Origin of the sequence: Xanthomonas campestris pv. badrii (assembly GCF_012848175.1) — a bacterium.
Lineage (GTDB): Bacteria > Pseudomonadota > Gammaproteobacteria > Xanthomonadales > Xanthomonadaceae > Xanthomonas > Xanthomonas campestris_C.
Genome location: NZ_CP051651.1, coordinates 240,745 through 254,518 on the forward strand (window position 1 = coordinate 240,745; position 13,774 = coordinate 254,518).

The following is a 13,774-nucleotide window of genomic DNA, read 5'->3' on the forward strand; positions in this document are numbered from 1 at the left end:
TTCACACCATGCCCCGCTGTTGTTGATGGTCGCGCTCGTGCTCCACGGTCGCACTTTGAGATTGCTGGACCTGTGCTTCACCAATTTCCCGTAGACGAGCTGCGTGCTGCTCCACTGGTGTATTCAGCACCTCATGCATGCTTCCATGCGCTCGAAGATGCACGGGATTGTTCAAGTCACCTTGGACCACAAAAAATCGCTCACCTCGTGCTGCCGAGCTGGTCGCCTCGTTCAGCAAGACATGATCCACGCGCTGCAAGTTGTGATTTGCCGCCACTACTGCAGCGCCATAGGCCAATCGCTCGCTGTTGTCGTCGTACTTCCTGCCAAGTCCTTCTTCCAAGCGGCGAACCGCTCCCTCAGCGCTCTTCTGGATGGATTCGTACCAATCGGAGGCTTTCTCACGCAGGTTCTGCGGCTTAAGGGAATCTAACGAGCCTGGCTCTTTCTCCGCCGCAGGCAGTGCATTGTCCGGCGCTGTCGGCTGCTCAGCTTCCAGCTGGCGAATGGTTTTGACCAACTCTCTTGGCGTCTCGATCGACAAAAACTCAGTAGCGTCCAGTCTATTCCCAGTAACGCTGGTGACGGTATCGCTAGCCCAGCCTGCGCAGGTTGTCGTTGGACCCCACGTCACGTTTTGCTGGAGCGCTATCTCAAGCTCTTTAGGGAAACTCTGAACAATCCATCCTGATCTGCGACAATCGATCAAGGACCCGAGTAGACGATTTCGATGCAACTGACCTTCGGCGATGCGGAGTACAACGGCAAGCGCAAGCGCACACGGCGCGAGGTGTTCTTGGCCGAGATGGATCAAGTGGTGCCGTGGAAGGCCTTGCTGGCGCTGATCGAGCCGCACTACCCGAAGTCCGGGCAGCCGGGGCGCCAGCCGTATCGGTTGGAAACGATGCTGCGCATCCACTTTTTGCAGCAGTGGTATGCGCTGAGCGATCCATCAGCGGAAGAAGCCCTGTACGACACGGTGTCGATGCGCCGTTTCGCCAAGATCGGCGGGCTGGATGAGGTGCCGGACGAGACGACGATTCTCAACTTCCGCCATCTGTTGGAGCAGCACGATCTGGCGCGCAAGCTGTTCGATCGGGTCAACGCGCACCTGTCGCGCAAGGGGCAAAGCTTGCGCGGCGGGACGATCGTGGATGCCACGATCATCGCTGCGCCCAGCTCGACCAAGAACAAGCAGGGCGAGCGCGACCCGGAGATGCATCAGACCAAGAAGGGCAACCAGTATTACTTCGGGATGAAGGCGCACATCGGGGTGGACGACGACTCCGGGCTGGTGCACCACGTCGAATGCACGGCGGCCAACGTGGCCGATATCACGCAAGCGCACAAGCTGCTGCACGGCAAGGAAGCCACGGTGTGCGGGGACAGCGGCTACACCGGGCTTGAGAAGCGCGATGAGATGAAGGGCAAGCGCAAGCTGCGCTACCTGATCGCGGAGAAGCGCTCGAAGCTGAAGCAGATCAAGAACAAACGTGAATTGAAGCGAGCCAAGCGTAGGGAGTACACCAAGGCCAGCCTGCGGGCGAAGGTGGAGCATCCGTTTCGGGTGATCAAACGCCAGTTCGGCTACGTCAAGGTGCGCTATCGCGGTTTGGCGAAGAACACCGCGCAGGTGCTGACGCTGTTTGCGCTGTCGAATCTGTGGCTGAAGCGTAAGCATTTATTACCTGCCGTGGTCGACGTGCGCCCGTAGTTTGGGAAACTGGCAGAAAATGCGCCGAAAACGGCAAAAATCGAGGGTTTGAACGCAAAACACGCGGCCCTGGACGGCTTTTCATGTCTGCTGGTGGTGTTGATCAGAGTTTCCTTAGCTTGTCCAGGAGTAAGGGCGTAGTAGCGACTGGCTGTCGCATCAGAGCCGGCCTCCCTTCCTTCTCGTATATCAGTGGCTTTGGGATCGCTCTGCCCTCGCCGAACAATGTCTGGGTGACTATCCGGCCATAATCCGTAATAACTTACTTCTCCGTTTCGCGAAACAGTCAGCCAAGCATGACCATCAGTGAACTTATCGAACGCAGTCCCATTCGCCTGCGTGTTTGGATCAATCCAGCTGTGCACTCCTAGCACGATCCGGTCAGCCATCTCCCACTCCTTTAGATGTCGAACGACTGGATACCGTCACCGTGCACAATGCGCACGCGATTTCCCGTGAATGGAATGACCACCCTTCCCACAGAAGGTGAAAGCCCCGGCATCAAGTTGACCATCGCCTTGCATTGCTCGTGGATGGAGCACCGAAGAATCCTCACTGACAAGGAGCCATTCCCCACCTCATAGTCAGCACCCGCAACGTAATACTGGCTCTCCAGTGGCACCTTGAAATCTATCTGCACATTCTCAGTGTCCTGCCTACGAACCGTTAGAGGAGACAATGACGACTGGGAGTATTGAGCCGGTAAGTTGTTCTCCGCACATGCGGTGGTTGATACAGCCAGCACGGCCATCATCAACAAATTTGAATTTGTCATAGCTTACGTTACATGTCGTGGATCCAATTCAAGTGTGCATTGTTGGTGAAATGACGTTAAGGATTTATCAGCAGCACTGGCAGCAACTAACGCTATTCCTTGGTAAATCAGAACGTGTTGACAGCGGCCATATAAGTGATTCAATGAAGAAGTTTCGACTCATAAATACGTTCTGCGGAGTGAGAATAGCAGCAGCCCGGCCCATTCTACGCATCCACCTAGCCCAAGAAGTCAGGCTAACTATAGTGAACCCAACCCGAGGCTTCCGGCACGCTATGGGTAGCTAACGGGGTTAGCTAACGGGGTCAGGTTCTGAGGTATCCCCACATTTCTTCCCGCGAGATCAAGCACTTGGTGCGCCAGATGTGGAAGAAGGTGCGCGCATGGGGCACGCTTCAAGGTGACTAAGCCAGAGAAGAGTGCCAACCATGCGCGCCAGCGAAGTATTGCAGAAGTGCCTGTCCAACTCACTCTCCGGGATGCATGCATTACGTCAACGCAGCTTGCTGCGCGCGGTTGAAGCGCTGGTGCATGGAGGCAGGCTGACGCTGATCGACATCGCACGCGCGTGGCCTGGGGCGACGCGCGTACGTGCGCCCCTCAAGGCATGTGACCGCCTGCTGTGCAATCGCACCTTGTATGCCGAGCGATCGGTGATCGAGCGGGACATGGCGCATTGGCTGTTGCGCGGGGCGCAGCCGGTGATCCTGATCGATTGGAGCGACCTGAAGCCGGACAAATCGTGGTGCCTGCTGCGCGCCGCCGTTCCGGTCGGTGGGCGCACGCTCACCTTGTTGGACATGGTTTTCCCGGGAAAAGAGCAAGGCTCGCCCGGGGCAGAGAAGCGTTTTTTGCAGCAACTGCGCGCACTGATGTAATGACCCACTGAAAATCTGCTCAGGTGTTAGCCTTCAGAGGAGACATCGATGAGTGCAGTAATGGACGAAGAACAGATCAAGCGATGGACGGCCCGGCGCAAGTCGGCGCTGGTGCTGGAGATCATCCAGGGGAAGACGACGGTGGCCTTGGCCAGCCGGCAGTTCGACCTGACGCCCAATGAGATCGAAGGCTGGGTCGAGGAAGGTAAGCGCGGCCTGGAGAACGCGCTGCGGGCCAAGCCCGAAGACGTGCGCGAGCAGTACGAACGCCAGCTCAAGGAGCTGCAGGAAGCCATGCTGGAACTGCGTGCCCGAAAAAAATTGGCAGCCCTGCTGGGCAAGGACGAGAGCTGATGGCCTCGATCCAGCAGGGCCTGAAGGAGGACGGGTTCGACGTCTCGATGGTCAAGCTGTGCCGCTGGTTCGGTGTACCACGGCGCAGCGTGTACTACACGCCGCGCAAGGCAGCGCCGAAGGTGAAGCCAGAGCTGGCCGAACCGATCAAGGCCATGATCGAGGCCGAGCCGTCGTTCGGGTATCGGACGGTGGCTGGGCTACTGCGGATGAACAAGAACACGGTGCAGCGGATCTTTCAGATCAAGGGCTGGCAGGTGCGCAAGCGGGCCGTGGGCAAGCGACCGCGGATCGAGGCCTTGCCCTCGGTGGCCAGCGCACCGAACCAACGCTGGGCCACCGACCTGTGTCGGATCTGGGGCGGTAAGGACGGCTGGCTGAGCCTGGCCCTGGTGATCGATTGCCATACCCGGCAATTGCTGGGCTGGCAGCTCTCGCGCACGGGCAGGGCCAGCACCGCCGTGGCGGCCTTGGAGCAAGCACTGATCACCCGCTTCGGCACGCTGGGCAAGGTCAAGGAGCCGTTCCTGCTGCGCTCGGACAATGGCCTGGTCTTCACCAGCCGCGACTACACCCGCCTGGTCGCTGGCTACGGCATGAAGCAGGAGTTCATCACGCCACACTGTCCCCAGCAGAACGGGATGGTCGAGCGCGTCATACGCACGCTCAAGGAACAGTGCGTCCATCGGCACCGGTTCGAGAGCCTGGCCCACGCCTTGCGCGTCATCAGCGACTGGATTGGGTTCTACAACCGGCAGCGCCCGCATCAGGCACTGAACACGATGACGCCTGACCAAGCCTATGCCGCTACACTAACCACCTGACCTGTGCAGAAACCGGTGAGTCATTACAGGCCGTTGATGGTCTCAGCCAGTGCGTTGTCGTACGAGTCGCCCACACTGCCCACCGAGGGCTCCAGGCCGGCCTCGGCGAGCCGCTCGGTGTAGCGGATCGAGACGTACTGCACGCCCCGGTCGCTGTGGTGGATCAAACGATCCGGTCCGACCGGCTTCCTCGCATGCAGCGCCTGCTCGAGCGCATCGAGCACCAGGTCGGTCTGCATCGACGGCGATGCCTTCCAGCCCACGATCCGGCGTGCGAACACGTCGATGACGAAGGCCACGTAGATCCAGCCTTGCCACGTCGACACATAGGTGAAGTCCGAGACCCACAACGCGTTTGGCCGATCCGAGGTGAACTGCCTGTTGACCTGATCGAGCGGGCACGGCGCCTTCGCATCGCTCACCGTCGTGCGCACCGCCTTGCCGCGGATGACCCCGCGCAGGCCCAGACGCTTCATCAGACGCTGCACGGTGCAGCGCGCAACAGCGAACTTCTCCCGCCGCATCTGCCGCCAGAGCTTACGTACGCCATAGACCTGGAAGTTCTCGTCCCACACACGCCTGATTTCAGGCATCAACGCCTCGTCCGTCTTGGCCCTTGCCGAGCGCAATTCAGGATCGGACTTTCGGGCTGCGTGCGCGTAATACGTCGACGGGGCGATCGGCAACACCTTGCAGATCGGCTCGACCCCGTGAACGTCGCGATGGTCGTCGATGAAGCGCTTCACCTCTTGAAGGGGCGGTCGAGCTCCGCCTGGGCAAAATACGCCGACGCCTTGCGCAGGATCTCGTTGGCCTGGCGCAGCTCGCACACCTCGCGCTCAAGCAACCTGATGCGCTCCTTCTCTGCTGTCGTCACGCCCTCGCGCTTGCCGGCATCACGCTCGTACTGCCGGATCCAGCCGCGCAACGTCTCGGCCGTACAGCCCACCTTGGCCGACACCGACACAATCGCCGACCACTGCGACGCGTACTCGCTCTGGTGCTCCAGCACCATCTTCACCGATCGCTCCCGGACCTCTGGGGAAAACTTGCTTGCTCTGCTCATGGCTCCATCTTCTCAAGTAATGGAGCATCCGGGGTTCCCGGGGCGGTTCAGTTCCCGGGGCGGTTCAGTTCTTCGCGCTCGACCATCGCATGCATGATCTTGTGCTTCATGCGCCAGGCCGCCTTGTAGTTCACTCCAAGATGCCGCTTCAACTCCAGAGCCGCCAGGTTGGTCTTGCTGGATGTCAGCAGGTAGATCGCCTGCAGCCACAGGCGCAAGGGCAGCTTGCTGGACTGAAACAGCGTGCCGACACGCAAGGTGGTTTGATGGCGGCACGCCCGGCACTGGTAGTACACATGCCCGTGGCGTCGAAAGCGCGAACGCGCGCGCCCGTCGCACTGCGGGCAGCGAAATCCCTTCGGCCAGCGCCACCGATACAACGCCCGGTAACACTTGGCTTCGGTTCCGTAGCGATCCACGAACTCGCTCAGCGACAATCCAGGTTGAAACTGCACGATGTTGATGCCCATCTTCCACCTCCCTTGCCTTCAGCTGGGGCCATTGTCCAACCGCAGCGTCGCAGATCCTGCAACTACCGGCTGAGGGAGGAGGCTAATCAGGAATAATTATGATTTGACTGCCTGTAGTGCTGCTAGGATGTCCGGGCAGGCACGAAGTCTGCACTTTTCGACAATGGAGTGAAGCATGAAGGCGATGCATAAAACTGCCTTGGCCCTTGCATTAGTGCTTGGGACATTGGGAAGTGGAAGTTTGTATGCCAAAGAAGCCGGCAATCCGGGTAACGTGAGTTCTGTCGTCACGACGACGCGCACCTACGAGAGTGGCGGCGATCTGGATCAAATTTCAGCATGGATTAAAAAGGTCTCCCCGGGTTACGCGCCGGTCATGTCGCTCCGTAAAGTGACAGTCGTTCGGACCGTCAAGGCGTCTGGCTTGGTTACCACGCAGGGCTTGGGTGACCCGCCTGTCGATCTGCCGTCGAGTGGTATCCCCGGAGAAAAGCGCACGTATCGAAACGACTACCCGGAAGGCTCTTATGAGAGCTGGACATACGAATGGGTCTCCGGCTCAAACGCCGCAGGTTGGGTTCTGCGCGACTACCAGTTCCACAGCAGCGGAAAGGACGAAGGCGTACCAACGCATCCGTTTTAATCCTGAAGCCGCTTAACGTTGCTGGACGACACCCACCCCTATCGGGGGTGGGTGTTTTCTTTAGTCTCCTAGAGGGCAACGTCTGCAGCACGGCGGGTGATCAATCCGGGCAGCATTTTGCTCTTGCCATCGATCTCGCCCTACATCCAGCGGCGCAGTTGTGCGGATACTGCCGCGTAGTTTCCGGAGTTCAGCAGACGCAGCAGTGTCGAAGTGCGCAGACGCTCCGCGCCCAGGTTGAACACAAAGTCCACAAGAGCGGCCTCCTGGTGGGCAGTCAGGGGCACGCGCACGTGCCTCCTTACTTGCGGCCAGGGCGAGCTTCAAGTCGGCTTCCAGGAGCTGCTCGGCGCGCTCCAAGGTGATTGTCATTCCGGGCCTCACGTCGGTGCCGGTGTGGCCCCAACCGATGGTCAGCTTGCCGGCCGGGCACACATGGGCCTGGAGGCGCAAGCCCTCACTCACCTTGGTGAGCGGGGTTGCGATGCGGACGGATTCGCTCAACGGACCTGCTTGCGCGGCTCGATGCCAGTGGAACCGCCGCCGACAGCTGCGCCGGTTGCGGACGATGCCTTGGCCTTGCGGATGCGGATACGGATAAAGAGTCGTCCCTGAAAATCCACACCATTCCAGTCACAGTAAGGCGTTACCGGCCGCGCAGGCGTGCCGGAACTACCAGTTTTCGCTACGCTGTGGGCTGATTTCCTGCAATTTCCGTCCATGCGTACACGCCGCCCTGCTGCCGAAGACACCCCCGCCGAGGAGTTGTTTCGTTCGCGCCTGGAGAACCAGATCGATCTGCGCCATCCGCTGGCGCAGTTGAGTCAACGGATGCCGTGGGCCGCGTTGGAGCAGGCGCTTTGCTCGCACTTGCCGGCCACGCCCGCCGGAGGTGGGCGTCCGGCCTTGCCGGTGCGCTTGATGACCGGTTTGCTGTACCTCAAGCACGCCTATGACCTGTCCGACGAAGCGGTGTGCGAGCGCTGGCTGGAGAATCCGTACTGGCAGTTCTTCACCGGTGAGGTGGTGTTCCAGACGCGTCTGCCATGCGATGCCAGTTCGCTGACGCGCTGGCGTCAGCGCCTGGGCGAAGCTGGGATGTGCAAAGAACGGGGTCAGGTTCTTAGGTATCCCCACGTTTTTAAAGCACCAGCGTCATCTGCGCGCGCACTGCGTCAGGCAATGTGCGCAAGCGTTCCAGCCAGCGTGAGACAGGCTCCATCGGCCAGCGCCTGACCAGCGCCTCGCGGCCGATGCGTAGTGTCGAGTAGAGCTTGCGTGTGCTGCTGCGTGGCGATAGCCACTGGGCGATACCGGTGGCTTCGCAGCCCAGTCCTGCCAGCCAGCTGGCAAAGGTGGCCAGCGTGTTGAGCAACAACAGGATCTGCAGCCGCTCGCCTCGACGGGTCAGGCTGTCTTCCATCGCGTGGCCGTAGCGATGCGACTTCAGATCCCGAAATGCCAGCTCGATCTGCATCCGTCGTGCATACAGGTTGATCAATTGCTTCGCGCTGGGTGCGTGTAACTGCGGGGAGGCAACGATCAGCCATGGCTCGCGCTCACGCGCTGCTGCTTTCAAACTCGATGAGGCGCGCGAAACCTTGGCCGGTGAGCGTCGATTGCGTTGCTGCCGTCCCTGCGGTGTCTTGGCGTAGAGCACCAGGCGGCAATCGAGCGGATCGCTGCGATTGGCCTGCATCGGTGGCAATTCGTGTGCACGGTTGGACGCCAGCGCATGCAGGCGTCGGCTATCGATCCATTGCGTTGCATCATCGGGAACGTCTTGCGGTTTGACCTGGGTGAGACCGCGCAGGGGATACCTCAGGGTCAGGTTAACTTATCAGTTGGGGGTGTTCGGTTTGCGTGGCCGATGAGCTGGCCTGACGCCTGCAAAGCGGTTGGTCTTGGCTTCGACCATTGCGCGGAAGGTGTCGTGGCCCAGGGCTCGCTGCTGCTGCAGATGAAGACGAATGCTGGTAAGCAGTTCGTCGGAGAGGGCTTCATCGAGCAGAGCACGGTAGGCGTTGGATCGCTCGATCGGGTCGCTGCCAAGCGCAAGCCAACAGGGATGTGGTGTCAGTGCGGAGTGCTTGCGCTGGCCTAGGTTGGCTGGGCAGCTGGACCAACGATACGCTGCCGGGTTGTCTGTCAGGCGAGCACGCACCGGATTGAGCTCAATGTAGCGATAGCAGCGAAGGACGTAGTCCGCACTGTCCACAAGACACGCTTTATACCGCCCCTCCCATAGCGTACCAGTGCGCCCGTGGCGGCCATTCAACAATGCGACGTAGTTTCGTCCAAGCCGCTGCATCAATTGTCCGATCCGTCCCGCATCAGGTGGCGCGACTAGCAAGTGCACATGGTTGTCCATCAATACGAACGCATGCAGCTGACAGCCTGTGGCGTGCAGGGCCTCATGCAGCAGGTGCAGATAGCGCAATCGATCGCCATCATCCAGAAAGCAGGGCAACCGGTTGTTCCCGCGCTGCACGATGTGCTGCGGGATGCCCGGAAGGTCGATACGCGGAAGGTCGATACGCGGAAGTCTGGCCACCTGGCAAGACTCGAAGCAAGGCATTGGTGTTGATAGCGAGGACACCCTCCCGAAGCGTGAGGCCGCAGCCCGGAATTTGCATAGCAAGTTAACCTGACCGCTGCTAGCGGTGTATAAATAAGCAGGGCCATAGACGCGCGGCTTGCTAGTCTTGCTTAACGTGAAGGGATGCACATGCAACGATATGGGCAACTACTGCTATGGGTTCTGGCCTGCTTAGGCATCTTGGTGCTAACAGGTTGCCAGGCACAGACAACCCAGACGCAGGACGTGGCAACGCGCGTTGCGGCGGATGGACAGGTTCCCATCGTACGACCGCTGCAGTTGGCGGCGATGACCAGTCCAATGGTGGTCGAATTCAACGTGCAGCCTCCTGGCAAGAGCGCGACTGGCACACTGTTCCTGGGTATCCGCGTCGGTGACGAGGATGCTCTAAAGTCACTTGAAGCTGCTCAAGCGCTCCGCAGATCCGGCCTGCACGCTGAGCTTGTTCTGAAACGGCTTGAACCAAGCGGCGCAATCAACACGCCATTGGTGCGCGTTGAATCGCAGGCAGGCGTTCCCGCTCGGACCGTCGCCGTGAGTGCAGACGGGCGTGTTCCAGGCGTCTGGCTGGACGAGGTGGATGGCTCGTCCCTTCAATCTGCGGGTCTGGAATATCCAGAGCGTCGCTATACGCAGCTCGCCTTCGCATGGGCGCAAGGAATTCAGCCTGGCAGGTATCAGCTGAGGATCAGGCTGCTTGGCCAGCCGCCGCAGTTGGCATCGATCGAATCCGAGTTGCTGGTCGCTTACCGGCACAAATCAAAGTAGGAACACCTCATGGACGATAAATACGCTGTCACCCTCTACGTTGCCGCGCCGGGGACACCGCTTCTTGACGGTGGAACATCAGCGGCAGGGCACATGTATTACACAGTCACGCACGGGAAGGAACAAACCAGCTTCGGGTTTGCGCCCATCGAGCACGGCGTGCTGTCAGGGCCTGGAAAGGTCTACAACGATGACGCCGATCAATACCAAAAGCCTTTCTATCAAAGCACGATGGAGATCAGCAAGGATCAATACGAAAAATTAATGGAGTTTGGTGCAAAGCCCGGCGAACACGGCTTCAATACGCAGTATCACGGCGCAATGAACAGTTGCATCGATTACACGTGGGGCGCTGTCAACTACGCCGGCCTGCATCGTACCGACCTGAAGTTTATACAGGACAAGGACTTCGAGGGTGGCCTGAAACCGCTCAGCAACGTTGAGTACATCCGTAGTATCAAAGACCCTGTTCCCGGCAGCGAATTGAACACTGAGCAATACAACCCGATGCCGGAGCGGACACTCCTGCAGCGCGTGATCAGTGATGCGCAGTTGCCAGACAAGGACCGTGAGATGCTCAACACGATTCGGGAACAGGTTGCAGGCATCGATCAGCAACATGGCAGGGCCTACGATGCCACTAGCGAGAAGATTTCCGTTAGTTTGCTGGCAACCGCGAAGGAGGGTGGACTGAGCCGCGTAGACCACGTGGTCCTCGGAAACGCTCCCGGCGATGGAGCCGGCCAGCGCCTATTTGTTGTGCAAGGCGAGTTGGAAAACCCTGCTCACATCAGAGCATCGATAAAAGCCGAAGAGGCAGCAAAAACACCTGTCGAGCAGTCATTCGCAAAGGTCGAGCAAATCTCTAACACCCAACAAGAACGTGCGTTGGCAGCACAGCAGGAACCCCCACTTGAGCAAAGTCGGGCGCCGATGCAGATGGGTTGACCGCCGTTGGTTTGGCTGGGAAAGGGAGCCGGTTGGTGAGGGAATGGCTGGGTCAAGGTGCTTAGCCGATAAGTCAGCTTGACGCCGGCGAAGCAGCAGGTCCTTGCTTTGAGTATCAGGAAGAAGACGTCGTGGTTGCGCTGCTTCCATGGATAATTTCGAGTTACGAGGCTGGACTATGGGGCGCGTTGTCAAGGCAGTGTTGGTTTTGGGGCTTGTGCTTGTGGCCGCCCCTACGGGTTGGGGTTCTTTATTCGCTACCAACTGCCACAGTGACGGCTGCCTGGGTGTTCTGGTGCTATGGGCGGTAGGGTTACTTCTCGCGCTGTTAATGGTGCTTGGGTTGATTACTCGCGGCTTAGTAATCCGTTGGAAAAGTGGCAAGTTCCCTCAACAAACATGGCAATTGTGTGGGGTCGCATTGGCTTTTTGGGGCGGGATCGTAGCTTTGGGATACTTCTTCGCCACCACGCGGTCCTAGGCCGGCAGGAGCGGTACACATGACATGAGCGATCTCGCAGAAGCCTTTCTATCACCCGACCAAAACTAGTCGCCGCTTCGTAAGTAGGTCGCTTAAAGTGCTGTTACCTGCTGGATAAAATTTTGTGTAATGTCTCAATTGCTCCGGTGACATGAGAATGCGCTCTCGGCAATAGCTTGAATTCAAGAAGTAGCAATGATGCTGTTATGCGGGGTCGAGTTAACCAGCTGCTTCTCATAGAAAAAAGCACCTGGTCTTTAATATTTTGCTGAAAAGTTCGGTGAATAGAGTCTGCTGCGGACGTCGAAGCTCGCGTGGTATGCGTTCTACTAGGATCTATCCGGCGCAGTTGGTGATTGAGGTATGACAGGCGACTACGGGTCTGCTGGGATCTGTTAGGCCTGCACGCAGAGCTTGAGTATCCTTGACCGCTTTCTCCTTGGCTTTTGCATAGGTTTCTCTAGCTTCGGAAACCAAGACGTCGAGGCGCGCCCGCTCGGTGTCTAGCTCCGTTGTATCGATACCCATTGAGGCAACCTTTTGCGAAGTCATATCCAGTGAACGCTTGGTCGCGATGAGCGCGTAGAGCATGCCTTCCGCGGAATCAGCTAGTGCTTGGATGGCCGCGATCTGCGCGAGCACTTCGTGTCGTTTCCTGTCGACCAGGTTGCCGAGCACTAGAGCTGGATCATAGGGTGTTGTAGATGGCACGGTGAAGGCTCCTGATGGTTAAGGTGTCTATGTGTCCGAGATTAGCTTTCTTCTACTAACGCAGCACTGGAGCCGGTTTCACAAGCAGTCAGGTCATTTGTAGCGTGGGGCGACCTGAGGGAATCATTGATGCGTTTGATCCAAATCTCGCCGGCATCGGCTGCCTTTTTCTCTGCATCGCAGCGCCACAAGCTAATGAACGCACCAATCCCACACAGTGCTGCAGCAGTTGCGTAGATCCATTGCGAGAGCCCGTTAACGAGGGTCGCGACATAGGTTGCCACCATTGCCAGGCAGGCAAGCAGGAAATAGCGCGCCAAGGACCAGCGGTGATTCAACCATCTGCGATATGCGTGCTTGTGCCGCGTGTGAGCCCAGCTAACCGTTTGGGTATCTGAGTCGTACTGGTAGAACTCCCAGATCTCCGAAAGGTCCATCAGTGCCTGGCTGCAGTGTGGGTGGCTCAGGGCGGTGCGGATGACATGAGCAGGTAGCGGTTGTCCATAGAGATGGCGAACGGTGACCTCAAGCCAGAGATCGTCATCTGCGCGCTTGGGGTCCCAGTGCTCAAGGAATTCCCGTCGATGTTGACTTCGCCTGCCATGAAGATCGAACAGGCCGCGCGTTGCATAAATGATGAGCGCGAACAACACGATTGGAATGAGTAGGCCAGGGCCACCGGCCGCGATCATATCCTTGAACATTCACCCGTCCTCAATGAGCGTGAAGACCACGATAGTCGGCGGAAGTGCGGACGCAAGATCGGAAGCTGACGTCACGTCTGCAGATGCCGATTCGCGTTCAGTTCGTGACCGGAAGGGCCGCGATCCTGGAAACACCGGGCAGTCGCTGTGTATAGAGCTTGGCCATGTCATCGGGGTTGACCACATGTGCAAAGTGCTCAAGGCCGATGGTCAGGAAATCACCATGGCGGCCATCGCGCTTGATTCCCACTTCAACGGCCTTGAGCGCGCTGATCCAATACCAGGAAACGTTGTCATTGTCCTCGCCTCTGTAGGCGTACCAGAGCGGGATACGGAACATGCGCTCGAACGCGACGGCTTTCAGCAGCTCTTTCTGCAGGCTTAGCGTGAAGCAGGGCGAGCCATCCCATTCCTTCAAGTCGAAGTTTTTGGCATCTACGGCAATCAGTCCGATGGAGTCGAGCAGGACCATGAAATCCGGTCGCTTGATCTCACCGGTGAAGAGTGGGGCGAAGCTTTCCCTTGCCTGGCAGACCGCAACGTAAGACAGGCCAGAGTCGCCAAGCCACTTGCAGAGATCCGTCTCCCCGATATCGCCTTTCTCCTTGATTGCCTCCTTGGTACCTACGATGGATTCCGAAATTCTTCGCAAGATTGACATGTCGTTCCTTCAAGTGGAGCGGAGCGCGGTATACCGAAAGCAGCAAACCATTGCATCGGTCGCAGTGCACAACTCCTTGAGAACGGATCTCCGGTTTTGCGATACGGATCACTGGCTGGGCGGTCGATGCCAAGCATTTGCGGCGGGCTTGCCCTATGGGCGCGGAGTCAGGCAAAGG

12 protein-coding genes, 6 pseudogenes and 1 other annotated feature are annotated in these 13,774 nt (G+C 58.6%); of the genes and pseudogenes, 8 read left to right on the top strand and 10 right to left on the bottom strand.

The features are described 5' to 3' along the window. Position 1 precedes the first annotated feature (1 nt). On the bottom strand, positions 2–544 hold the full coding sequence (locus HG421_RS01040; RefSeq protein WP_168968458.1) for an XVIPCD domain-containing protein: 543 nt from the start codon (positions 542–544) through the stop codon (positions 2–4). A gap of 186 nt (positions 545–730) precedes the next feature. Here HG421_RS01040 and HG421_RS01045 point away from each other — a divergent pair, with 186 nt between their 5' ends. The 4 genes and pseudogenes from HG421_RS01045 (at position 731) to HG421_RS01060 (ending at position 4,545) form a co-directional block, all read left to right on the top strand. After that, positions 731–1,714, top strand: coding sequence for an IS5 family transposase (locus tag HG421_RS01045; RefSeq protein ID WP_168968460.1), 984 nt, complete (start codon positions 731–733; stop codon positions 1,712–1,714). 1,203 nt (positions 1,715–2,917) lie between these two features. Further along, a pseudogene (locus tag HG421_RS01050) lies at positions 2,918–3,364 on the top strand (IS4 family transposase); the annotation flags it as partial. 51 nt (positions 3,365–3,415) lie between these two features. After that, a complete protein-coding gene (locus tag HG421_RS01055) occupies positions 3,416–3,721 on the top strand; it encodes a DUF1153 domain-containing protein (RefSeq protein ID WP_168968462.1) in 306 nt (101 codons plus the stop codon). Further along, positions 3,721–4,545 (top strand): IS3 family transposase, encoded by an 825-nt coding sequence (locus tag HG421_RS01060; protein WP_168968464.1) that lies wholly within the window; start codon positions 3,721–3,723, stop codon positions 4,543–4,545. The genes HG421_RS01055 and HG421_RS01060 overlap by 1 nt, the downstream gene beginning before the upstream one ends. 26 nt (positions 4,546–4,571) lie before the next feature. Here HG421_RS01060 and HG421_RS01065 read toward each other — a convergent pair. Both HG421_RS01065 and HG421_RS01070 read right to left on the bottom strand, forming a co-directional pair. Further along, positions 4,572–5,611, bottom strand: a pseudogene (locus HG421_RS01065) (IS3 family transposase); the annotation flags it as partial. Further along, positions 5,217–5,333 (bottom strand) — a sequence feature (AL1L pseudoknot). Its footprint overlaps the pseudogene before it by 117 nt. 68 nt (positions 5,612–5,679) lie before the next feature. Further along, positions 5,680–6,081, bottom strand: a pseudogene (locus tag HG421_RS01070) (transposase); the annotation flags it as partial. Between the two features lie 175 nt (positions 6,082–6,256). On the opposite strand from HG421_RS01070, the gene HG421_RS01075 reads away from it, so the two are divergent. Further along, on the top strand, positions 6,257–6,724 hold the full coding sequence (locus HG421_RS01075) for a hypothetical protein (RefSeq protein ID WP_168968466.1): 468 nt from the start codon (positions 6,257–6,259) through the stop codon (positions 6,722–6,724). 140 nt (positions 6,725–6,864) lie between these two features. On the opposite strand, the gene HG421_RS21475 is transcribed toward HG421_RS01075, so the two are convergent. Together HG421_RS21475 and HG421_RS21590 are read right to left on the bottom strand one after the other, a co-directional pair. Beyond that, on the bottom strand, positions 6,865–7,017 hold the full coding sequence (locus tag HG421_RS21475) for a glycoside hydrolase family protein (protein WP_323134527.1): 153 nt from the start codon (positions 7,015–7,017) through the stop codon (positions 6,865–6,867). A gap of 76 nt (positions 7,018–7,093) precedes the next feature. Beyond that, a pseudogene (locus tag HG421_RS21590) lies at positions 7,094–7,189 on the bottom strand (glycoside hydrolase family protein); the annotation flags it as partial. Positions 7,190–7,444: 255 nt separating this feature from the next. On the opposite strand from HG421_RS21590, the pseudogene HG421_RS01085 reads away from it, so the two are divergent. Continuing rightward, a pseudogene (locus HG421_RS01085) lies at positions 7,445–7,873 on the top strand (transposase); the annotation flags it as partial. Here the strand turns inward: HG421_RS01085 and HG421_RS01090 are convergent. Together HG421_RS01090 and HG421_RS01095 are read right to left on the bottom strand one after the other, a co-directional pair. Further along, a pseudogene (locus HG421_RS01090) lies at positions 7,866–8,537 on the bottom strand (IS4 family transposase); the annotation flags it as partial. The pseudogenes HG421_RS01085 and HG421_RS01090 sit on opposite strands and share 8 nt — an antisense overlap. 27 nt (positions 8,538–8,564) lie before the next feature. After that, positions 8,565–9,278 (bottom strand): transposase, encoded by a 714-nt coding sequence (locus HG421_RS01095; RefSeq protein WP_248279446.1) that lies wholly within the window; start codon positions 9,276–9,278, stop codon positions 8,565–8,567. Positions 9,279–9,611: 333 nt separating this feature from the next. On the opposite strand from HG421_RS01095, the gene HG421_RS01100 reads away from it, so the two are divergent. Further along, complete coding sequence (locus HG421_RS01100) at positions 9,612–10,091, top strand: hypothetical protein (RefSeq protein WP_248279447.1); 480 nt, start codon at positions 9,612–9,614, stop codon at positions 10,089–10,091. A 9-nt stretch (positions 10,092–10,100) separates the two neighbouring features. Continuing rightward, positions 10,101–11,039: an XVIPCD domain-containing protein gene (locus tag HG421_RS01105; RefSeq protein WP_168968472.1), complete on the top strand. Its 939-nt coding sequence runs from the start codon at positions 10,101–10,103 to the stop codon at positions 11,037–11,039. 817 nt (positions 11,040–11,856) lie between these two features. On the opposite strand, the gene HG421_RS01110 is transcribed toward HG421_RS01105, so the two are convergent. The 3 genes from HG421_RS01110 to HG421_RS01120 all read right to left on the bottom strand — a co-directional run bounded on the left by HG421_RS01110 (position 11,857) and on the right by HG421_RS01120 (position 13,596). After that, entirely contained in the window at positions 11,857–12,198 is a 342-nt protein-coding gene (locus HG421_RS01110; RefSeq protein ID WP_168968474.1) for a hypothetical protein, read from the bottom strand. Positions 12,199–12,272: 74 nt separating this feature from the next. Further along, a complete protein-coding gene (locus tag HG421_RS01115) occupies positions 12,273–12,935 on the bottom strand; it encodes a hypothetical protein (RefSeq protein WP_168968476.1) in 663 nt (220 codons plus the stop codon). Between the two features lie 97 nt (positions 12,936–13,032). Further along, positions 13,033–13,596: a hypothetical protein gene (locus tag HG421_RS01120; protein ID WP_047128025.1), complete on the bottom strand. Its 564-nt coding sequence runs from the start codon at positions 13,594–13,596 to the stop codon at positions 13,033–13,035. Between the last annotated feature and the right edge of the window lie 178 nt (positions 13,597–13,774).

Bases quoted from the DNA above. Each gene is read 5' to 3' on its own strand.
- HG421_RS01045 (WP_168968460.1), top strand. From the start codon at position 731: ATGCAACTGACCTTCGGCGATGCGGAGTACAACGGCAAGCGCAAGCGC.
- HG421_RS01075 (WP_168968466.1), top strand. From the start codon at position 6,257: ATGAAGGCGATGCATAAAACTGCCTTGGCCCTTGCATTAGTGCTTGGG.
- HG421_RS01120 (WP_047128025.1), bottom strand. From the start codon at position 13,596: ATGTCAATCTTGCGAAGAATTTCGGAATCCATCGTAGGTACCAAGGAG.
- HG421_RS01105 (WP_168968472.1), top strand. From the start codon at position 10,101: ATGGACGATAAATACGCTGTCACCCTCTACGTTGCCGCGCCGGGGACA.
- HG421_RS01060 (WP_168968464.1), top strand. From the start codon at position 3,721: ATGGCCTCGATCCAGCAGGGCCTGAAGGAGGACGGGTTCGACGTCTCG.
- HG421_RS01055 (WP_168968462.1), top strand. From the start codon at position 3,416: ATGAGTGCAGTAATGGACGAAGAACAGATCAAGCGATGGACGGCCCGG.
- HG421_RS01100 (WP_248279447.1), top strand. From the start codon at position 9,612: ATGACCAGTCCAATGGTGGTCGAATTCAACGTGCAGCCTCCTGGCAAG.
- HG421_RS01115 (WP_168968476.1), bottom strand. From the start codon at position 12,935: ATGTTCAAGGATATGATCGCGGCCGGTGGCCCTGGCCTACTCATTCCA.